Source organism: Cryomorphaceae bacterium, from assembly GCA_007695365.1.
Taxonomy (GTDB): Bacteria; Bacteroidota; Bacteroidia; order Flavobacteriales_D; family SKUL01; genus SKUL01.
In genome coordinates this window covers 1-19,998 of record REDV01000082.1, presented here as the reverse complement: position 1 = coordinate 19,998, position 19,998 = coordinate 1, and the positions used below count along the sequence as shown (strand labels likewise).

Annotated in this window: 13 protein-coding genes; 6 read left to right on the top strand and 7 right to left on the bottom strand. The window is 49.1% G+C overall.

Annotated elements, in window-relative coordinates:
* Positions 1 to 119: 119 nt before the first annotated feature.
* Entirely contained in the window at positions 120 to 2,153 is a 2,034-nt protein-coding gene (locus EA392_07135; protein ID TVR39227.1) for a mucoidy inhibitor MuiA family protein, read from the bottom strand.
* A 303-nt stretch (positions 2,154 to 2,456) separates the two neighbouring features.
* On the opposite strand from EA392_07135, the gene EA392_07130 reads away from it, so the two are divergent.
* Positions 2,457 to 3,668, top strand: coding sequence for an ATP-binding protein (locus tag EA392_07130; GenBank protein ID TVR39226.1), 1,212 nt, complete (start codon positions 2,457 to 2,459; stop codon positions 3,666 to 3,668).
* An 8-nt stretch (positions 3,669 to 3,676) separates the two neighbouring features.
* Here the strand turns inward: EA392_07130 and EA392_07125 are convergent, their stop codons facing one another.
* A complete protein-coding gene (locus tag EA392_07125; GenBank protein TVR39225.1) occupies positions 3,677 to 7,045 on the bottom strand; it encodes a methylmalonyl-CoA mutase in 3,369 nt (1,122 codons plus the stop codon).
* Positions 7,046 to 7,275: 230 nt separating this feature from the next.
* On the opposite strand from EA392_07125, the gene EA392_07120 reads away from it, so the two are divergent.
* Positions 7,276 to 9,798, top strand: coding sequence for a response regulator (locus EA392_07120; protein ID TVR39224.1), 2,523 nt, complete (start codon positions 7,276 to 7,278; stop codon positions 9,796 to 9,798).
* A gap of 15 nt (positions 9,799 to 9,813) precedes the next feature.
* Complete coding sequence (locus EA392_07115; GenBank protein TVR39223.1) at positions 9,814 to 10,380, top strand: toxin-antitoxin system YwqK family antitoxin; 567 nt, start codon at positions 9,814 to 9,816, stop codon at positions 10,378 to 10,380.
* A 3-nt stretch (positions 10,381 to 10,383) separates the two neighbouring features.
* Here EA392_07115 and EA392_07110 read toward each other — a convergent pair whose 3' ends face one another.
* Positions 10,384 to 11,337, bottom strand: a complete 954-nt coding sequence (locus tag EA392_07110; GenBank protein ID TVR39222.1) for a glycosyltransferase family 2 protein — start codon at positions 11,335 to 11,337, stop codon at positions 10,384 to 10,386.
* Between EA392_07110 and EA392_07105 the strand changes: the two genes are divergently transcribed.
* On the top strand, positions 11,319 to 11,864 hold the full coding sequence (locus EA392_07105; GenBank protein ID TVR39221.1) for a hypothetical protein: 546 nt from the start codon (positions 11,319 to 11,321) through the stop codon (positions 11,862 to 11,864). The genes EA392_07110 and EA392_07105 overlap by 19 nt on opposite strands.
* 1 nt (position 11,865) lies before the next feature.
* Here the strand turns inward: EA392_07105 and EA392_07100 are convergent, their stop codons facing one another.
* Positions 11,866 to 13,125 (bottom strand): T9SS C-terminal target domain-containing protein, encoded by a 1,260-nt coding sequence (locus tag EA392_07100; GenBank protein ID TVR39220.1) that lies wholly within the window; start codon positions 13,123 to 13,125, stop codon positions 11,866 to 11,868.
* Between the two features lie 26 nt (positions 13,126 to 13,151).
* Positions 13,152 to 15,773, bottom strand: a complete 2,622-nt coding sequence (locus EA392_07095; GenBank protein ID TVR39219.1) for a valine--tRNA ligase — start codon at positions 15,771 to 15,773, stop codon at positions 13,152 to 13,154.
* Between the two features lie 130 nt (positions 15,774 to 15,903).
* Here EA392_07095 and EA392_07090 point away from each other — a divergent pair, with 130 nt between their 5' ends.
* Entirely contained in the window at positions 15,904 to 17,181 is a 1,278-nt protein-coding gene (locus tag EA392_07090; protein TVR39218.1) for a PKD domain-containing protein, read from the top strand.
* Between the two features lie 10 nt (positions 17,182 to 17,191).
* Here the strand turns inward: EA392_07090 and EA392_07085 are convergent, their stop codons facing one another.
* On the bottom strand, positions 17,192 to 17,710 hold the full coding sequence (locus EA392_07085) for a DUF4293 family protein (GenBank protein TVR39217.1): 519 nt from the start codon (positions 17,708 to 17,710) through the stop codon (positions 17,192 to 17,194).
* A gap of 158 nt (positions 17,711 to 17,868) precedes the next feature.
* Between EA392_07085 and EA392_07080 the strand changes: the two genes are divergently transcribed.
* Positions 17,869 to 19,602, top strand: coding sequence for a transcription termination factor Rho (locus EA392_07080; protein TVR39216.1), 1,734 nt, complete (start codon positions 17,869 to 17,871; stop codon positions 19,600 to 19,602).
* A 224-nt stretch (positions 19,603 to 19,826) separates the two neighbouring features.
* Here EA392_07080 and EA392_07075 read toward each other — a convergent pair.
* Positions 19,827 to 19,998, bottom strand: a 172-nt coding sequence (locus tag EA392_07075; protein ID TVR39215.1) for a T9SS C-terminal target domain-containing protein, incomplete at its 5' end; no start/stop codon positions are given.

Genomic DNA, 19,998 nt, shown 5'->3' with positions numbered 1-19,998 from the left:
AGCCGCCAAATTACGCAAATAGCGCATCCAACCCGCGGGGGGCTTCACAGCAGCATTTGCAGAAAACAACAGGCACCGGTATAAACCAATGCCTGCTCCTGTCGCAACCTGCAACCACCTCAACGCAAACTAAAGTGATATCCATGCGGATAGCGCACCTCAAACTCGTAGCTGAGTTCGCGCCTTTCACCCGGTGCCAGTTCCAGCTCCCACTTCATGATACCGCTTCTTTCGTCCACTTTGGCAGTGCCACCATCAAGCAGCTCCACCGATATGGATTTGCGGTCAGACAGCGGGTACTGGTCTTCCACAACCATCTTTACCGGCACCTGTTTGTTGTTGCGCAGGGTAATGTCCCACGCTGATTTTTCGCGGATGTTATTGCCTATTCTTCGTCGGTCGTACTTTTTGGAATTGCCCTCGCGCTCAACCACAAGCGAGCCATCTCGCCCCAGCGAAATACCCAGGGTGTCTTTGCTGAAATGAGCGTCAATATAGGTTTCGCCGGTAAAGGTTCCCTGGTAATAGATGGAAGCCTTGCCCGAAAGCAGGTTCAACGCGTTCCAGTTGGGAATATCGGCTGTGAGAAACACATCGCGTTCCAGTGCGGGCATGGCATGATAGACATAATCTACCGGGACCTCCACCGATTTAATCCGAATACTGTGGTCTTGTCCGTCAGTAGGTATGCTGTATGGTGTTTCAATCGCGTACTCCAGGTTGGTGAGTGTGGACTTCATAGAATGCGCTATAAAATCATGGATAACTGGCTCAGTCTGAATGGCCGCTTTTGGCAACCTAGTGGTTCCCCTCACCTTTACTCCGTCAATGTAATACCAGGTTTCATCATCGCCGCCCCCCCTCACACCACCAGTAGTAGCTGCGCGCTCGGAAGCGCTTCGGGGAGGCATGGAGCCAATGTCGTTTCGCTTTACTGAGCTTCTGTCAGCATCGATGAGTGGTGATCTGTATTCTACCACCTCAAATGCTTCCAGATATATAGCGGTGGGCTTCAACAACACCTCTTGGTAGGTGGTGCCTCCTTCTCTCACGCGCACGGAGCCCAGGGTTTTGTTTTCATAACCCACAAATGAAACCTGCAAGGTGTAGAATCCGGGAGTCAAAGGCCTGAAGCGAAATACTCCCTGAATATCGGTAGCGGAACCACTTACCATCTTACCATCCTGCATAAGTATCACGTTTACAAATGGCAACGGTTCTCCTGTTGCCTCATCAGCAACCATACCGCTCAATGCAGAGGGGCCACGCACTGTGCTTTGGGGCGTGTATGGACTCCCCCTGCCGAGAAACCAGGGTTTCATGGATGGTTTCTCACCCGATAAACCGGGTTTACCCGAGGAGAGCGTGATGTTTACTTTGTCCCAGTCTTCACCTGAAGTCTGGAATACATTGGCCTGGTACACCACGCTGAGCGGCTCATTTACTTCCGTTACCCGAAAATCATAGGTAGGTACCCACCCTGCAGAGGGAATGAAATACTTTACCGTCAGTTGCTGTTTGCGGGCGCTCTGCACAGACGCACCCACGTAGAGCCTGCTGTACACCCGGGTTTCGCGGGCAACGAGTCTGCTCGTTTCTGAGCGAAGGTCCTGGATGCGTTTCTCCAGACTTTCGGATTGAGTGGTGAGTTTCAGTCGTTGTGTGCGAACCTCGTTGAGGCGCTCCCGATAGAGGTTTGCGGCCTCGCGAATTTCGGCAACGGTAGTGCCACCGTCTTTTACGGTGAGCTTGCTGTTGTCGAGCAGAAACCGCTCTTCAATGGCAAAGACATCCTGGCGATTTTGAATTTCTTTCAGTTGAAAAAGGATCTTTTCAATCTGTTCTTCCATCCTTTTTTCGTCATCGGTTTTGAATCGGTAATTGGATTCGTTGGTTTGATGCGACACGGATAGAATATCCATATCCGCGCCGGGAAGTACCTGTAAACTTTTTGCATTCAGCTCCAAAGGAAGTTGCTTAAATGCCAGCACGTATTTACCCGGAGCGAGCTGCAGGGATGCAGTGCGGGTTATTTGTGCTCCGTCAAAAAAGACGGTTACATCGGTCAATGTTGAGCGAACCTCAACTGTATCGGTGCTGCCGTAGCTTTGGGCAATCATCAGCAACCCGAAGAGCGTGCATAGCTTTTTCATGGCGAAAGGTTTTAAGTGAGTAACTCCGTTATGTTAAAGAGCCAGGCAGGCGCCAACCTTTAGCCGTTTGCTACAAGGTACGCCAATAATGCATGCAATGGAAGGATTTTCCGTGAAGTGAGGTTGTGAAGTAAGCAACGGCTGAATGGGGGGAGATTGCGGAAGACGCATGGGATTAACCCCCAGAATATGGGCAAACTGAAGACAAAACCGCTTTTTTTTGGCATTTTCATTCGATATTATCAAATATCTTTGTTTGATAGTATCTAATAATGTTGTAGTTTTGTATCAAACAAAATGAGCATGATTACCAAAGAACATCTAGCCGATGTGATAGCAAGTCAAAACGAGGTATGGACCAAGGCCGACAAAAGCACAGCCCGGGATAAACTCGCAGATGTGCCACTGGTAGACGGCTTTGCGCGTATCATCACCGGAATTCGTCGTTGTGGCAAAAGCACATTGCTTCGTCAATTGCTACCACAGGCATCGGGTACTACCGTCTTTATCAACTTTGAAGATCCCCGTCTATCGGGTTTCGACAAAGAGGATTTCTCACGATTGGATGACATATTGAGTAGCAAAAAAGTCAAGAATCTATTCTTTGATGAAATACAAATGCTTCAGGAATGGGAATGGTACGTGCGGCAAAAACTCGACGAAGGATACAAAGTGGTGGTAACAGGCAGTAATGCCAGTCTGTTGAGCGAAGAACTCGGTACAAAGCTCACCGGAAGGCATTTAAGCACGGAACTCTTTCCGTTCTCATACGCGGAGGCCCTCCGTTTTCGGAGTAAGAAAGACAGCCTTGAGGCGATGAAAGACTATTTGCAGGACGGAGGGTTTCCTGACTTCCTAAGATTGAAAGACCCCAACATTCTGCAACAGCTTTTCAACGACATTCTGCTGCGCGATATAGCCGCAAGATATGGCGTCAGGGATGTGAACGCCCTGAGAAGACTGGCTCTGTACCTGCTAACCAACATAGGCAAACCCGTTTCGGCAACCAAGCTAACAGGGCTTTTCAGCATCAAGGCAGTCAGTACTGTGCTGGAGTACTTTTCACACCTTGAGAATGCCTATTTACTTCAGTTCCTGCCGAAATTCAGCTACTCCATGAAAGCGCAAATACGTAACCCCAAAAAGGTTTACACCATTGACCTTGGTCTTTTTACGCACAATTCGACCAGTTTTACAGAAGATTTGGGGCGCCGATTGGAAAATCTCGTTTTTCTCCACTTTCGCAGACAAGGAAAAGAGCTCTATTACTTCCATGAAAAAAAAGAGTGCGACTTTGTGGTATTCGAGAAAGGGAAAATAGCAATGGCTGTTCAGGTGTGTCACCAAGTGAATGAAGACAACCTGCAACGCGAAATAGACGGATTGATAGAAGCCCTTGACTTTTTTGAACTCAAAGAGGGTTCAATTATCACGTTCAATCAATCTGACACGTATCAGGTTGACGACAAAACCATTTGGCTCACACCAGTAAGAAAGTTGCTTTTGAGTAGCTAATGATAGAGTTACATATTCCTCCTGTACTGCCCTCCTACCTCAAACAAAGCGTCGGTAATCTGGCCCAGTGAGCAGTATTTGCAGGCTTCCATCAGTCCTTCAAAAATGTTCTCGTTGCGGATGGCCTGCAATTGAATATTACGCAGGTGCTCGGCTGCGAGATCTTTATTGCTATGCTGCAGTTTTTTCACCGTTTCAATCTGGGCTTTCTTCTCCTCTTCTGTTGCGCGAATTACCTCACCAGGCACAATCGTAGGCGAACCCTCTGAGCTCAAAAACATATTCACACCCACAATCGGAAACTCTCCTGTGTGTTTCAGGGTTTCGTAATACAGGCTTTCTTCCTGAATTTTGCCGCGCTGGTACATCGTTTCCATTGCGCCCAAAACACCTCCGCGTTCGGTAATCCGATCGAACTCCACCATAACGGCTTCCTCCACCAGGTCGGTGAGCTCTTCGATGATAAAACTACCCTGAAGCGGATTTTCGTTTTTGGCCAGTCCCAATTCCTTGTTGATGATAAGCTGAATGGCCATGGCGCGGCGAACGCTCTCCTCGGTGGGAGTGGTGATGGCCTCATCATAGGCATTGGTATGCAAACTGTTGCAGTTATCGTAAATGGCATACAGCGCCTGAAGCGTGGTTCGGATGTCGTTAAACGCAATTTCCTGTGCGTGCAGTGAGCGACCGCTGGTTTGAATGTGGTACTTCAGCTTCTGGCTTCGGTCGTCGGCACCGTATTTATCGCGCATGGCCTTGCTCCAGATACGTCGGGCCACCCGGCCAATCACGGCGTACTCCGGGTCAATTCCATTACTGAAGAAAAAGCTCAGGTTGGGCGCAAACTTGTTGATATCCATACCCCTGCTCAGGTAATACTCAACATAGGTAAAACCGTTGGCAAGGGTAAACGCAAGTTGCGAAATAGGATTGGCACCCGCCTCTGCAATGTGGTAACCACTGATACTCACAGAGTAAAAGTTGCGCACATTGTGGTCAATAAAGTACTGCTGGGTGTCGCCCATCAACCTCAGCGCGAACTCGGTACTGAAGATGCAGGTATTTTGCGCCTGGTCTTCTTTGAGGATATCAGCCTGCACGGTACCCCGAACCGATGACAGGGCTTTGGTTTTGAGTGAACCATACACATCGGAAGGCAGTACCTGATCGCCGGTTACGCCCAGCAACATCAGGCCCAATCCGTCATTTCCGGCCGGAAGTTCACCGCGGTATGCCGGACGCGCTACGCCTTTTTCCTTGTAAATAGCTTCAATCTTTTTGTTTACATCGGCTTCCAGTCCGTTTTCCTTGATGTACTTTTCGCACTGCTGGTCAATGGCGGCGTTCATAAAGAACCCTAGCAACATGGGCGCCGGGCCGTTGATGGTCATTGAAACCGAGGTTCTGGGGTCGCACAAATCAAATCCGCTGTAGAGTTTCTTGGCGTCGTCCAGGCAGCAAATGCTCACCCCTGAGTTCCCGATTTTACCGTAGATATCGGGGCGCTCACCAGGGTCGCGACCGTAGAGTGTTACGCTATCGAAGGCCGTGCTCAAACGCTTGGCCGGCATATCGAGGCTTACGTAGTGAAAGCGTTTGTTGGTGCGCTCGGGGGCTCCTTCACCGGCAAACATGCGTGTGGGGTCTTCTCCTTCACGCTTAAACGGAAACACACCGGCCGTGTAGGGAAACGCTCCGGGCACATTCTCCTGAAGATTCCACTCCAGAATATCGCCCCAACCGCGAAAACGAGGTGTGCTCACTTTTGGAATCTGCAGGCGCGAGAGCGACTCTGTGTGGGTCTTAATCTTGATTTCCTTGTCGCGAACCTGAAACGAATAAAACTCGTCTTTGTACTGTTGCTTTTTAGCTTCCCAACCGATGATGACGTCGAGGTGCTTCGGATCGAGTTCCTTCAGCAGTTCATCGTAGGCAAACTGCAGGGCTTTTTTGGCTTCGGGTTGGTCATCACCCAGGGTGTCCATGCTCTCTTTCAGGGCGTACAACTTCTGGGCAATGAGACTTTGCTTTCGGGCTTTATCGTTATAGCCACGCACGGCTTCTGAAATTTCGCTGAGGTAGCGCACACGTTTGGGCGGAATGATGTACACCTTTTCGCTCATTTCGTCATCGCTGGAAAAACCGGTTTTGAGGTCCGCTCCGGTTCGTTCAACAATCACCTGCATGAGTGCACGATAAAGGGCATTCGTTCCGGGATCGTTGAATTGACTGGCGATGCTTCCAAAAACAGGAATCTGCTCATCGGGCGTATCCCAGAGTTGCCGGTTGCGCTTGTACTGCTTTTTTACATCCCGCAATGCATCCAGTGCACCGCGTTTGTCAAATTTATTCAGTGAAATGACGTCGGCGTAATCCAGCATGTCAATCTTCTCGAGCTGACTGGCAGCGCCGTACTCGGGTGTCATCACATACATGCTCACATCGCTGTGATCCACAATTTCGGTATCGCTCTGACCAATTCCCGAAGTTTCGAGGATGATGAGATCAAAACCCGAAACCTTGAGGATGTCTACTGCCTCGCGGATGTGCTTACTCACCGCGAGGTTACTCTGGCGTGTGGCAAGTGAGCGCATGTAGCAACGCTCGTTAAAGATGCTGTTCATACGGATGCGGTCTCCGAGCAATGCGCCTCCTGTTTTGCGCTTGGAGGGATCTACCGAAATGATTCCGATGGTTTTTTCGGGGAAATCGATCAGAAAGCGTCGCACCAGTTCATCAACCAATGAGCTTTTTCCGGCACCGCCGGTTCCGGTGATACCCAGAATGGGAGTGCTGGAAGATTCAGCAGCCTCAGCAATTTCTTTGAGTTCATTCTGAATATCGTCGGGATAATTTTCAGCCGCCGAAATCATACGCGCAATGGCGCGGTGCTCACCCGATTTGAAAGTTTGGAATTCTTTCTGCACCTCTTTTCCGGTGGGAAAATCCGAGCGCTCCATCAAATCGTTGATCATACCCTGCAATCCCATTTTGCGGCCGTCGTCGGGATGATAGATGCGGGTAATTCCGTAAGCCTCCAACTCTTTGATTTCTTCGGGCAAAATGGTTCCTCCGCCGCCAGCAAAGATTTTTATGTGACCGCAGCCCCGCTCGTTCAGCAGGTCGTACATGTATTTGAGGTACTCTGTGTGCCCCCCTTGGTAGCTCGTCATGGCAATGGCCTGTACGTCTTCCTGGATGGCACAGTCTACCACTTCCTGCACGCTGCGATCGTGGCCCAGATGAATCACTTCGGCGCCGGTGCTTTGGATGATGCGGCGCATGATATTGATGGCTGCATCGTGCCCGTCGAAAAGTGAGGCCGCGGTTACTACTCTGATTTTATGCTTTGGCTGGTAGGGTTTTGCTTCAATCATCCGTTGGGAATTTGATTACTGGCCGGAGCCTGAAAAAGGTTCGCAAAGGTAAGGTTTTGGGAGGATTCGGACTCCCGTTAAACCACAAACCGCAGGATGATTTCATTGTTCCAGATTGAATCTGGTTCAAATTCTACCTTACATTTGCACCATCGCGCAATACATCGTGACGGCTATCTGAAATCTCTGTCACGGCCTACAAACCCAAAGCAGCCCTCTCCCAATTTATCATGAAAAGCCCTTCGCTTCTGGTAAGAGTTATTTTACTCATCATCATCTCAATGGTTTGTGAAACTTTATTGGAGGCGAAGCCCATAGAAGAATCTACCATCTCCGATACGGTTTACACTGAGAGATTGGTTGATTCCTTGCTCGATGCCGCTTCCGCCATCATGGTAGAGCAACCCATTGAGGCCTTAAAACTTATCGAGGCCGTTGAAAAAATTGCACATGAAGCCAACGTAAAATCACTCATTGCGGATGTATTGCACACCAAAAGTATCTACCATTGGAATCGCGGAAACTACCAACTCGCACTGGAAAATGACCGCCAAACACTGCGCTTGTTTCAAGCACTTAATGACTCATCAGGTGTAGCTTACACCCTTAACAGCCTCGGAGTAACCCTTATGGAACTCGAACTAAATCACGAGGCACTGAAGAATCTTTTGCAATCAGAGCTTATGATGGTTGCTCTCAACGATTCCTCCGGTCTGCAAATGGTTTTATTGAACATTGGAGCGGTATTCGAAAAAATGGACGATTACGAAACGGCCATGTCATCTTATGAACGCGCACTCGAGCTGGCCATAAGCTTGAAAATGCCCAGTGAAATGGCCGACGTGTACAATAATATGGCTGAAATTAAGCTGGCAAAAGGCATGCAGGATGAGGCCTACGAACTTTATTCACAGGCATACCAGCTATACAAGCAACAGGGAAATTTAGACGGAATAGCCACCGTGACCCTCAACTTGGGTGACTTCTATTTGCAAACAGGAAAATTGACCGTTGCCGAAAACCTACTGCAAGAAGCGCGCGAATTATTCAGCGCCATACAAGATCACCATGGTACTTGCGAATCTGACCTTCTTTTGGGGAAACTATACAGGCGATCTGAGCGATTTGAAGAAAGTGAACGAATCCTGTTACAAGTCCTAAAGCAAGCCAAAACAAAACAGTACCTCGCTACCTACACCGAAGCGCAGCGCCAACTGGCTCAATTATTTTACGCCCAGGAAAACTTCAGCAAGGCCTATGAACGATTCCTGGCGTATGACTTTGCCCGCGACAGTCTGCATAAAATTACCCGAACGCGTGAGTTCGATAATTTAAGACTGGCCTACCAGGCCGAAGAGAAAGACCGGCAACTTGAAGCCTTGCGCTCAGAGCGAGAGAAAGAACAAATCATACTCCTTCAAAAAGATCGATTGCGAAATGCCTTGATTGCCATCGCAGTGATTTTATTTGCCTTCTCGGTCTTTGGGGTGATGATGTACACACGGCTTAATAATTTTAACCGCAAACTTGAGGAACACCAGGAGGTTCTGGAGACCAAAAACCGCCAAATTGAAGAGCAAGCAAAGCAGCTTGAAGAAGCAAACAAACGTCTGCTCAACGAAAAAAAGCTGGCCGAGATATCAGCTCAGGCTAAAGCGGAACTCATCTCAGAACTCTCACACGAGGTGCGCACACCACTCAACGCACTGATAGGAATAACGCACATTTTGCGGAATGAAATTACCGCCGAGGAGCACAGAAATTACCTGAACGCCCTTTACAACGCTGCCCAAAACCTCCTGATGTTCACCAATAACACACTTGATTTCAGCAAGCTGGAAGCCGGGAAGTTGGTGCTGCAATCTGCACCTTTTTCACCACGCGAGTTAGTAAGGCGCGTGCTTTCACCATTTGAAATGAATAACACCAACCCCGACCTGCAATTACGTCACGAGGTAAGCGACGAAGTTCCTGATCGACTGGTAGGTGATGAAACGAGGTTTGCACAAATCCTTATCAACCTCGTTAGCAATGCAGTAAAGTATACAGAAAAAGGCTATGTTCATCTGCGGATTTCTTGTGTGGAGAAAAATCCTGGATGCACCAGACTTATGATTAGGGTATTAGATACAGGCATGGGCATTCCCGAGTCATTGCAAAGCAAAGTCTTTGGGCGCTACGACAGATTGGGAAATGAGGGCGAAAAATGGACAGACGGCAGCGGTTTGGGTCTCACAATCACCAAAAAACTCGTAGAGTGGATGAACGGCACCATCTCTTTTTCGAGTATTGAAAAAGAAGGGACCATTTTCACCGTGGAATTACCGTTTAGTATAGCAACCCGAGATACCGAAACAACGACAAATAAAAATACCCACCTTTCTAAACTCAGCGGATGCCGCGTATTATTGGCCGAAGACAACGAAGTCAACATCATGTTCACGCGAAAACTACTCGAACAACTGGGAATGAGTGTAACCGTAGCTAAGGATGGTGTACAAGCGGAGGAAGCTATCGAAAAACAATCCTTTGACCTCATCCTTATGGATTTACAAATGCCCCGAAAAGACGGCATTGAGGCAACCCGCACCATTCTGTCCAAAAACCCGCAGTCGCGCATTATTGCACTTACGGCCAACGCCAACAGTTCTATTCGGGAAGAATTACTCTTGGAAGGATTTTGCGATGTTATACAAAAGCCCTTCGATCCCAAAACACTAGGAAGTTATCTTGCCGGCCATCTACCTCACTGAAAAAAGCAGAAATACATGAATCGATGCATTTTGCCCTTCATCTTTGGCGCTGCACTACTTGCAACAGGGTGTGCATCTCCGGAAAATCAAAGCAATCCGTCTGCAATGCCCGGTAGCGATTATCTCATTACTCCCATACACGAAATAGCGTTCATTGATGATGTGGCCACAATGCATGGAGAGCCCTTCACCGGCGTCGTAGGTATATACACCAGCGGTAATGTGCTGCTCAGTGAACAAGCCTATCTGAATGGGGCCAAAGAGGGAGTTTGGCGGGTGTACCACCCAAACGGAAACCTTCAGAAAGAAGGGATCATTGAAAACGGACTGGAGCATGGCCGCTACCGCGAATGGTATGCCAATGGCCAGCTGAAATACGAATACCACTACAACGCCGGCAAAAAAGTGGGGAAATGGCTTAGTTGGTATGAAGACGGTACCCCTTACACTGAGCGCAATTTTGTAAATGACCAACTCGAAGGCAAAGTTTTGGTGTGGGATGAAGAAGGCCTGCTTGCCAAAGAGTACGATTACCGCGCTGGCCGTCAAGTGAATGCCATCATGCACTTTGAGAATCGCTGAGAACTACAGAACGGGCTTGGGCAACAGTGACATGATTCGGAAAAACAATGGATACCCCACCCAACCAGCGAGTTTGATTTTAACGGCTGATAATCCAGCAACAGGCTTGAGCAAAGCAGGTTTTACCAGGTAGGAGCGGTACTCTTTCCAAACTCCCGGGGAGAGCCGATTGAGCAGCGCAATGGTGGAAAAAAGAAAAGCATCCAAATCCTCACGGGCCTTTTCCCATTCCTCAGGGCGCTCATCGCAAAAAGAGTCGTACATGGTCAACCTAACATGGAGGTAGTTTTCTACCCGACGTACCGGATTGCTTTGAGTAATTCTACCCGATACACGCTCGCGTACTTCTGTAAGCAATTCTTTGTGTGCAACATAATGCTTACTTTTCATCAACAACCGAAACATCAGCTCAGCCTCTTGTGAACTACCCAAATCTTCTTTCCACCCTCCTATCGCATTCAGCGATGATCTGCAAAAAAGATTGGCAGAGGTGATACCGGCCTGTCCGGCAAAAACCGAAAAAAAGCCGGGTTCAGCGGAATATGACGCTGTTTTTTTACCATCAACACTTACACGGTTAAAGGCCCCTGCAACAAATGCTGCCTCAGGGCAATTCTCGAGTAAATCAACTTGTGCCCGAATCTTACCCGGCAGCAGAACATCATCAGCATCAAGGAACTGAACATAGCTACCCTTTGCTGCTGAGAGACCCTGATTGCGCGCAGCACATGCACCCGCATTGGGCTGACAAATAAGCTGAACCGCTACTTCCGGGTGGCGGGAAATCCAATCCGCAATCACCGATACGGTTTCATCCGAACTACCGTCGTCAACAGCAATGATTTCAAGGGCAACACCCTTCTGGATGAATACAGAATCCAATGCATCACCCACCCATGCGGCAACATTGTAGCAAGGTATCACAACACTAACCTCAGGTGTTTGCTCTGTTTCCATCAGACTCTCAGTTGAACGCTGCGCACCGATTACAGCTCCGCAAAGATACAAGCGAGTCTGAGGCACGCGGAACCAACATTGCTTTTCTGTGTTTACAAGTAAGCATGCTTCGCAACATCACATACAACAATCCCGACATAAAGGCCGAAATCAACGCATTGGTTGGGCCGCCTTTCGGGCTGATATCCAGCATCAAGATGGGCGGAATAGGCTCTCGCAGAATGCTTATCACCGAGGCTTCGCCCGATATCCGAAAATGGCTTTCGCTGCAAACCACTGCCCCCTACTGCTATCTCGAGCTTCGTCCGAGCGGCATCATTGTGCACTTTCGCTCTATTCTGGAAACCATGGGCTGGGTTATTCCCTTTCACCATTTGAGCATTTTCCGCAATGGTGAAGCCATTCACCTTCATGGAGCGGGATCCTTTATGCACCTGAGCGGCGTAGGCTCCTTAAAGCCGGATCATAAGTTTATTGAAAAGGTGCTTGGCAGAAAACAGTGCGCACGCGAATCGGACCCATTCTAAGCTACTTCAGCACAACTTTTTGGTGATAAATGCCCGCATCGGTCCACAGGCGCACAACATACATCCCGGCCGGCAATCCGGTGGCATCAATACTGAAGATGTTGCGTTGTTGAACCGCTGAGGTTTTTCTCAGATTTCCGGCCATATCATACAATTCCACAGATTGCACGGGCCGGCTGGATTCAATATTGAGCATTCCGTATGAAGGATTGGGGAAAATCACAAAATCAGCTACTCTATGTTCCTCTTCCATACTTGTGGTAACTTGACATAAGTGATGGTTCAGGAAAACTGCAATCTCCTGGTCCACAAGTTCGATATTATGAACATCGTGCTCATCGCCGTCATAAATGTGAAAAACAGCGTGTTGCTCCGGAAAGTTGAGCATCGTGGTTTTGGCCTGGATTGCGCACGAACCATCTACAAGCGGATTATTGGCATCCGGGACAAGTGCCCAGTAGGGTTTCATGCGGTTGCAGTGTACAACAGGATCCTGGCTTTGATGGTAGGCATATACGGGCGGGTCAAGATGTGAAGTGATGAGGCTGGTATCCCGCATTGCACCATAAATATTGACCACTGCCTGAATTTGTGTGTCCCACCCATTGAGGTTCATTGTTCCTTCAATGGGGCCGAGATCGGGACGGGGTGACAGCAGTATGGGTCCCAAAGCTCCGGCGCTGGAGGGTTTCTCATCAGGTTGATCCATATACGCCGTATGCAGCGCAATAAAACCACCGGCACTGCCACCCAACACCGCCACGCGGTTCACATCGGTAGAATCAACATTTGCCCGTTCTTTAAGGAACCGAATAGCCCCTCGGCAGTCTTGCATTCCGCGATACATGGCCCTTATCAATTCGTGAACATCTACCGGAAAAACCGGCGCGAGTACATGATGAAATCCCAAGCGGTAAGAAATGGTGGCCGCCACGTATCCGCGAGAAGCATACCACTGGCATAGCTCATTCATCTGGTTGCGGTTCCCTTCGTGAAAACCACCTCCGTGCACCATGATTAAAAGGGGTCTTTGGGTGTTTTCATCGCCCACCGGCTTAAAAATATTCATGGCCAGCGTTGCCGTGGTGCCGTTGTAGCGTTCTGCGGTGCCATACACCACGTCCATTTCGGACCAGGTTTCATACTGAGGTAGCAGGAAATCAACACAATTCTGCGCCCTGAGCGAAGAAGAAAAACAAAATGCAGCTAGCACAAAGGCCCATCTCATCACCGGTTGAATAAAGGGTTTACGGTTGACCAAGTTACAAAAACTCTGAAAGTGAGAAACTACCGCAACGAAGCAATCTTTTCTTCGATGATTTGAATGCGCTCAGAAGCGTCGCTGAGTTTTTTGCGTTCGGCAGCAACCACCTGCTCGGGTGCGTTGCTTACAAATCGCTCATTGCTCAATTTTTTCTCCACCGATTGCAAAAAGCCGCGGGTGTAATTCAGCTCTTCTTCGAGCTTTATCAATTCGCCTTCTACATCTATCTGATCTCTAGAAACGGGTATAAAATACTCATTACCTGACACCATAAACGTCAGCGCTCCGGCGGGTTTATCTGCGGTTGAAGCGATGAATGAGAGCTTACACAAGTGTGCAATCACGGCATTAAAAGCCTTAGGATGCCCCTTGCCTTCTTTGATGAGGAGCTCCAGGGCTTCCTTGTTGGGAATCTGGTTTCGCTTGCGCTCATTACGAATGGCGGTAACAATTTCCATCACTTTTTCAAAGTCCTTCAGAATAGCCTCATCGAAGGTCTCTTCTTGTGGCCAGGGCGACACCACGAGCGCCTCACCAGGAGTATTGCGCTTATTGAGGTGCTGCCAGATTTCCTCGGAGATAAACGGCATAAAAGGGTGCAGCAGTTTGAGCATTTGCTCGAAGAAAGCCTGTGTTTGCTCGAGTGTTGTCGTGTCAATTTGCTCCCCGTAAGGTGGCTTCACCATCTCAAGGTACCACGAGCAGAAATCATCCCAAATGAGCTTGTAAATGGTCATCAAAGCTTCCGACAAGCGGAAACGCTCAAAACTTGCATTGATTTCGGCCAGTGCCTGCGAAAAGCGCGCATTCATCCACGCCACCGACTGTTTTGCAGCCTCAGGCTGGTCTTTTGCTTCGGGCTCCCATCCTTTCACCAGTCGGAAAGCATTCCAGATTTTGTTAGAGAAGTTTCTGCCTTGTTCGCAAAGTTTCGGGTCAAAGGGTAAATCGTTTCCGGCAGGTGCCGTGAGCAGCAGGCCTACGCGAACACCGTCGGCCCCAAAGGTTTGAATAAGCTCCAACGGATCGGGTGAATTGCCCAGTTGCTTGCTCATTTTCCGTCCCTGGCTGTCGCGCACAATTCCAGTGAAATACACATTTCTGAACGGACGATCATCCCGGTAGTGATATCCCGCCATAATCATTCGGGCTACCCAGAAAAAGATGATATCCGGTCCGGTTACCAAATCGTTGGTGGGATAGTAATAGCTCACCTCCTCTTCGGTTTCAAAGCCATCAAATACGCCCATGGGCCACAACCACGACGAAAACCAGGTGTCCATTACGTCTTCGTCCTGGCGCAAGTCACTCAGCTCAAGTCCGGCATTGCCGCTTTGCTCGCGCGCAATGCGCAGGGCTTCCTCGGCGCTTTCGGCCACAATAGGCTCCCCGTCATTGAGATACCACGCCGGAATACGGTGTCCCCACCACAACTGGCGGCTGATACACCAATCTTTGATATTGGTCATCCAGTGGCGATAGGTATTCACAAATTTGTCGGGGTAAAAGGACACCTCACCCTTTTCAACCGCATCAAGTGCAGGCTGGGCCAGCTCTTTCATGCTTACCCACCATTGAAGTGAAAGGCGCGGTTCAATAACCACATCCGTGCGCTCCGAAAAGCCCACTTTGTTGGTGTAATCCTCCACTTTAGCAAGCTGACCGGCTTTTTCCAGATCGGCCGCGATGAGTTTCCGCACTTCAAAGCGGTCTTGCCCGATGTACAAGGCCGCGGCCTCACTCATGGTTCCGTCGTCGTTCATGACGTCAATCACCTCCAGTTGGTGTTTTTCGCCGAGGATGTAATCGTTGGGGTCGTGGGCCGGCGTCACCTTCAGGCAACCTGTACCAAACTCCATATCTACGTACTCATCTTCAATGATGGGAATGGAGCGATTTACCAACGGCACAACGGCGCGTTTGCCTTTAAGGTGTTCGTGACGAGGGTCTTTGGGATTGATGCAAATAGCTGTATCGCCCAAAATGGTTTCGGGGCGCGTGGTGGCAATGGTGAGCCATTCGTCGGTTCCCTCCACACGGTATTTTACGTGGTACAGCTTCGACTGCACTTCCTTATAAATCACTTCTTCGTCGCTGAGGGCGGTAAGCGCGGCAGGATCCCAGTTAATCATCCGCTCGCCGCGGTAGATATAGCCTTTGCGGTAGAGGTCTATAAAGGTATTGACAACAGCGGCGTAGTATTTTTCATCGAGGGTGAAACGGGTACGTTCCCAGTCGCAACTGGCTCCCAAATGCTTGAGCTGATCCAGGATAATCCCGCCGTGTTCACGAGTCCAATCCCATGCGTGCTCCAAAAACTCATCACGGCTTAAATCCGATTTTTTGATACCTTTTTCGCGCAGCTTGCGCACCACTTTAGCCTCAGTGGCTATGGATGCATGGTCCGTACCGGGCACCCAGCAAGCGTTTTTACCCATCATGCGCGCCCGTCGTACCAATACATCCTGAATGGTGTTGTTGAGCATATGCCCCATGTGCAGAACACCGGTTACATTGGGTGGAGGAATCACCACAGTGTATGGCTCGCGGCTGTCGGGTTCGGAGTGAAAATAACCGTTTTCCATCCAGTACTGGTACCATTTGCCCTCGCAAGATGACGGGTCGTATGTTTTTGGGATTTCCATGAAAGGCTCTTTTTAGAGAGCGCCAAAAATAGTAAGATTGCAATGGAATTGATGAGTTATTGAGGGCCAGTTTTTTGTCCAGAAAACAACTTCAATTTCCGATGTACTAACCCATACCAAATATTGCACGATGAAAAAAGCAGTATTACTATTCGTTCTGATTGTGGCCCAACTTTCAGGATTCGGCCAGTCTCAATCACAGCGAGTTCTTTTTGTGGGCAATAGCTATACGTACTACAACAACATGCCTCAAATTGTCGCAAATCTGGCACTTTCGCTGGGTGATACACTTATTCACGACAGCAGCACGCCACCGGGATATTCGTTTGTACAACACGTGAACAACTCAAACACTCTTCAGAAAATAGGTGCAGGGGGATGGGACTGCGTGGTGCTTCAGGAACAGAGTCAAAAACCCTCTTTTCCTATGGCACAAGTTGAAGCCGAGGTTCTGCCCTATGCCGCCCAGCTCAATAACCTTATACTAGAAAGCAGTCCTTGCGCTCAAACCGTGTTTTACATGACCTGGGGGCGAAAGTTCGGCGATGCCGGCAACTGCCCTGCATGGCCGCCTGTTTGCACGTATGAGGGAATGGATGACCTGCTCTACGAGCGATACATGCTGATGGCGGAGCTAAACAACGCCGTTGTTTCACCTGTAGGCGCATTGTGGCGGTACATCATCGATAATCATCCGGGAATTGACCTGTATGACCCCGACGGAAGTCACCCCTCTGAATCAGGCTCATTTGCAGCAGCGTGTGCGTTTTATGCTGTGCTATTCAGGAAAAACCCGGCCACATCATCCTACAATTTCATTCTTCCTCCCGCCATGGCCGAAACCATTCGAAACGCGGCGGAAACTGTTGTTTACAACAACCTTGAGCAGTGGAGCGTTGGCCTTTTTGATGTTACCAGCAGCTTCGAAACAAGCAGTACAACGGTAGGCCCCATGGAGCCTGTAGTGTTTATCAACCTCTCTACCAACGCAAACGCCTACCTATGGGATTTTGGCGACGGCAATTTTTCGAATGACGAAAACCCTGAACATGTGTACGAGTCGGCGGGCATGTTCAACGTGCAACTCACAGCCTATAATGACTGTGACTCAGCCCTGAGTTCAGCGCAAATCTACCTCATTATTACAAGTATTGCGGAAATAGTATCGCCAAATGAAATACTGTTCTACCCAAACCCGAGCTCAGGCGATGTGTTCATAAACAATAACGGTCCGGCAATCCGGCGTATCCTGCTGATTGATGGCTGGGGGCGCACTTCGGAGATAACCGACAATCTGGTTGACGGGCGGCCCGTTTCGCTTTCACACCTGCATCCCGGGGCTTACTTCCTGCAAGTTTATGATGTTCACGGAAAGGTGAGCACACACAAAATCATCAGGACGCGATAAGTAGCTTCACCTAACGCAGTCTATCGAGCGAGCGCACCAGATCTTCGTCTTTCTTGATGGCCCTGTTCGCCAGAAAAACAAACGCAAAGGCTGCAACCGGAAAGTATGTGCTGACGCCATAGGAAGGCCTCTCCACTCCTGTAAATGAGTCTGCCAATGTGGTACCTGCAAAGTACAGAACTACAAAGTAGGCAATGATAAGCAAGCTCGAGGTTCGGGCCAGTAACATTTGCCGGCGGCGATTGCGGTACAAAACTACAGCCGAAACAAGTGCTGCGATGATAAGCACATTCCAGGCCCAGGGAGGCAACACGAGCCAGCTGTTTTGAACGGCTTGGTCATTGAGGGTAACACCATAAACAGTAATAACGGCAAGGTCATCGCCCGTTTCAATGTAGGAAATTTTGAACGCAAACATCAGCGCCATTGACAATATGGCAAGTGCAAGATAAACGGTTTGAATACGCTGAATCATGAGGAGCAGGTTTTGCGACAAAGATAAAAGACCCGTTTTGAGCAGCAGCACCACACGTCAAAAACTGTGAAAAGGGGTTGCATATTTCAAATTTGTCGTATCATTGCAGCGTCATTCCTTGTTCAGGACGGTTGAAAAATCAACCAATTCTCAGATCCAACAAGCGAATTCCACACTTTTCTTCTTTTCTGATTACACCACAACACATTTTGATGTACGACATAATTGAACTCAACAGTAAGAAAGTTACTGAATTGCGAGATATAGCCAAAGAGCTTAAAATCGCTAAAACCGAGGGGCTTAAAAAACAAGAACTGATTTACAAAATTCTTGATGAGCAAGCTGTTAATCCACCTGCACAGGCCAAAACAGCGCCCAAAAAAACCGAATCCACCGAAGAGCGCAACAGTGAATCCAGCCGAAGGCCTCGTGCTCGACAGGCAGAAAAGGCAGAAAAAGTAACCCCAAAGCCGACACGCGACACCCAAAAAAGCGAGCAAAAAACAAGCGAAGCAGACTCAACCAGCCCAAAAGAAGACGAGCCAGCTAAGGAGCAGCGTCAGGAGCAGCACCGGGAGCGCACCGACAACCGACCTCAGCGGTCAGAACCGCGGGGATCTCAGGATCGTGATAAACGGCGTGACAATGCCAATCGCGATGGACAAAGCCGTGACCAACGTCGCGACCACCGTCAGGATCGCAATCAGGATCGCAATCAGGATAGAGGTCAGGACAGAAATCAGGATCGTAATCAGGATCGTAGCCAGGATAGAGGTCAGGACAGAAATCAGGATCGGCAGCCGCGCGAAAAACAGCAACCCGATTACTTTTTTGATAATCCGGTAAAAACCGAAGGCGTCATTGAAATCATGCCCGAAGGCTACGGCTTTTTGAGGTCGTCGGACTACAACTACCTCAACTCGCCCGACGATGTGTACATTTCACAATCGCAAATCAAACTTTTCGGATTAAAAACGGGGGATACCATCATCGGTGAAGTTCGTGCCCCACGCGAGGGAGAAAAATATTTCCCCCTGGTAAAGGTGGATGAAATCAACGGGCGCGACCCCGAATTTGTGCGCGACCGTGTTCCATTCAAATTCCTCACACCGCTTTTTCCCGACGAAAAGTTCAACATTACAGCGCGTTCAGGAAACATAAGTACCCGCGTAATGGACCTCTTTTCGCCCATCGGCAAAGGGCAGCGCGGACTGATTGTGGCCCAACCCAAAACCGGTAAAACAATTTTGCTCCAGGATGTTGCCAACGCCATTGCAGCCAACCACCCGGAGGTTTACCTGATCATTCTGCTTATTGACGAGCGTCCGGAAGAGGTTACAGACATGAAGCGCAACGTGAACGCCGAAGTCATTGCCTCTACCTTTGATGAGCCAGCCGACCGACACGTAAAAATTGCCAACCTGGTGCTTGAAAAAGCCAAGCGCATGGTAGAATGTGGCCACGATGTGGTAATTCTGCTCGACTCTATAACCCGTTTGGCCCGTGCATACAACACAGTTTCACCTGCTTCGGGTAAAGTACTGACCGGTGGTGTGGATGCCAACGCACTTCAAAAGCCCAAGCGCTTTTTTGGTGCCGCCCGGAAAATTGAAAACGGGGGATCACTGTCCATTCTCGCTACTGCACTTACAGAGACCGGCTCCAAAATGGACGAGGTGATTTTTGAAGAGTTCAAAGGCACCGGTAACATGGAACTTCAGCTCGACCGGAAGATCTCCAACCGACGTGTGTACCCGGCCATTGATATTCTGGCATCAGGTACGCGCCGCGAGGATTTGCTTCTGGACAAAGACACCCTGCAGCGCGTATGGATTTTGCGCAAGCACCTTGCAGATATGAATCCGCTGGAAGCCATGGAGTTTGTGAAAGATCGCCTCGAGCGGACCAAAAGCAACGAAGAGTTTTTGATTTCAATGAACGGCTAAGGCCGGTTGATTTCAACAGAACGAAAAGAGGCTCCTGGCAGAGCCTCTTTTTTTTTTTTTGACCGTGATGATTAAAGTTGGTGGGTAACCCTTCCTACTCCTCTTCTCCGTAGGTTCAAGTTAAAAAACCCCCGACGATTACTCGCCGGGGGTACTGTTTTCATAATAGGATAAAGGATTTATCCGGTTTATTGCACCCAACCCAAACAGACCGGGTCATTAACTTAGTGTACTATAATCAATCGCTCGGTAGCAAAACGCTCACCATCCACCATCACATTGACCAGGTACATTCCTGTAGCGAGGTTCTTGTTGAAGTGAATCAGTCGGCTTACGCTGTGGCCCACGTGGCCAAATCCTTCATTCTGGATCAACTGTCCGTTGATGTCGTAAATC

Excerpts from the sequence above, each read along its gene's own strand:
- EA392_07115 (TVR39223.1), top strand. The coding sequence starts at position 9,814 with ATGAATCGATGCATTTTGCCCTTCATCTTTGGCGCTGCACTACTTGCA.
- EA392_07120 (TVR39224.1), top strand. The coding sequence starts at position 7,276 with ATGAAAAGCCCTTCGCTTCTGGTAAGAGTTATTTTACTCATCATCATC.
- EA392_07090 (TVR39218.1), top strand. The coding sequence starts at position 15,904 with ATGAAAAAAGCAGTATTACTATTCGTTCTGATTGTGGCCCAACTTTCA.
- EA392_07080 (TVR39216.1), top strand. The coding sequence starts at position 17,869 with ATGTACGACATAATTGAACTCAACAGTAAGAAAGTTACTGAATTGCGA.
- EA392_07095 (TVR39219.1), bottom strand. The coding sequence starts at position 15,773 with ATGGAAATCCCAAAAACATACGACCCGTCATCTTGCGAGGGCAAATGG.
- EA392_07125 (TVR39225.1), bottom strand. The coding sequence starts at position 7,045 with ATGATTGAAGCAAAACCCTACCAGCCAAAGCATAAAATCAGAGTAGTA.
- EA392_07130 (TVR39226.1), top strand. The coding sequence starts at position 2,457 with ATGATTACCAAAGAACATCTAGCCGATGTGATAGCAAGTCAAAACGAG.
- EA392_07135 (TVR39227.1), bottom strand. The coding sequence starts at position 2,153 with ATGAAAAAGCTATGCACGCTCTTCGGGTTGCTGATGATTGCCCAAAGC.
- EA392_07110 (TVR39222.1), bottom strand. The coding sequence starts at position 11,337 with ATGGAAACAGAGCAAACACCTGAGGTTAGTGTTGTGATACCTTGCTAC.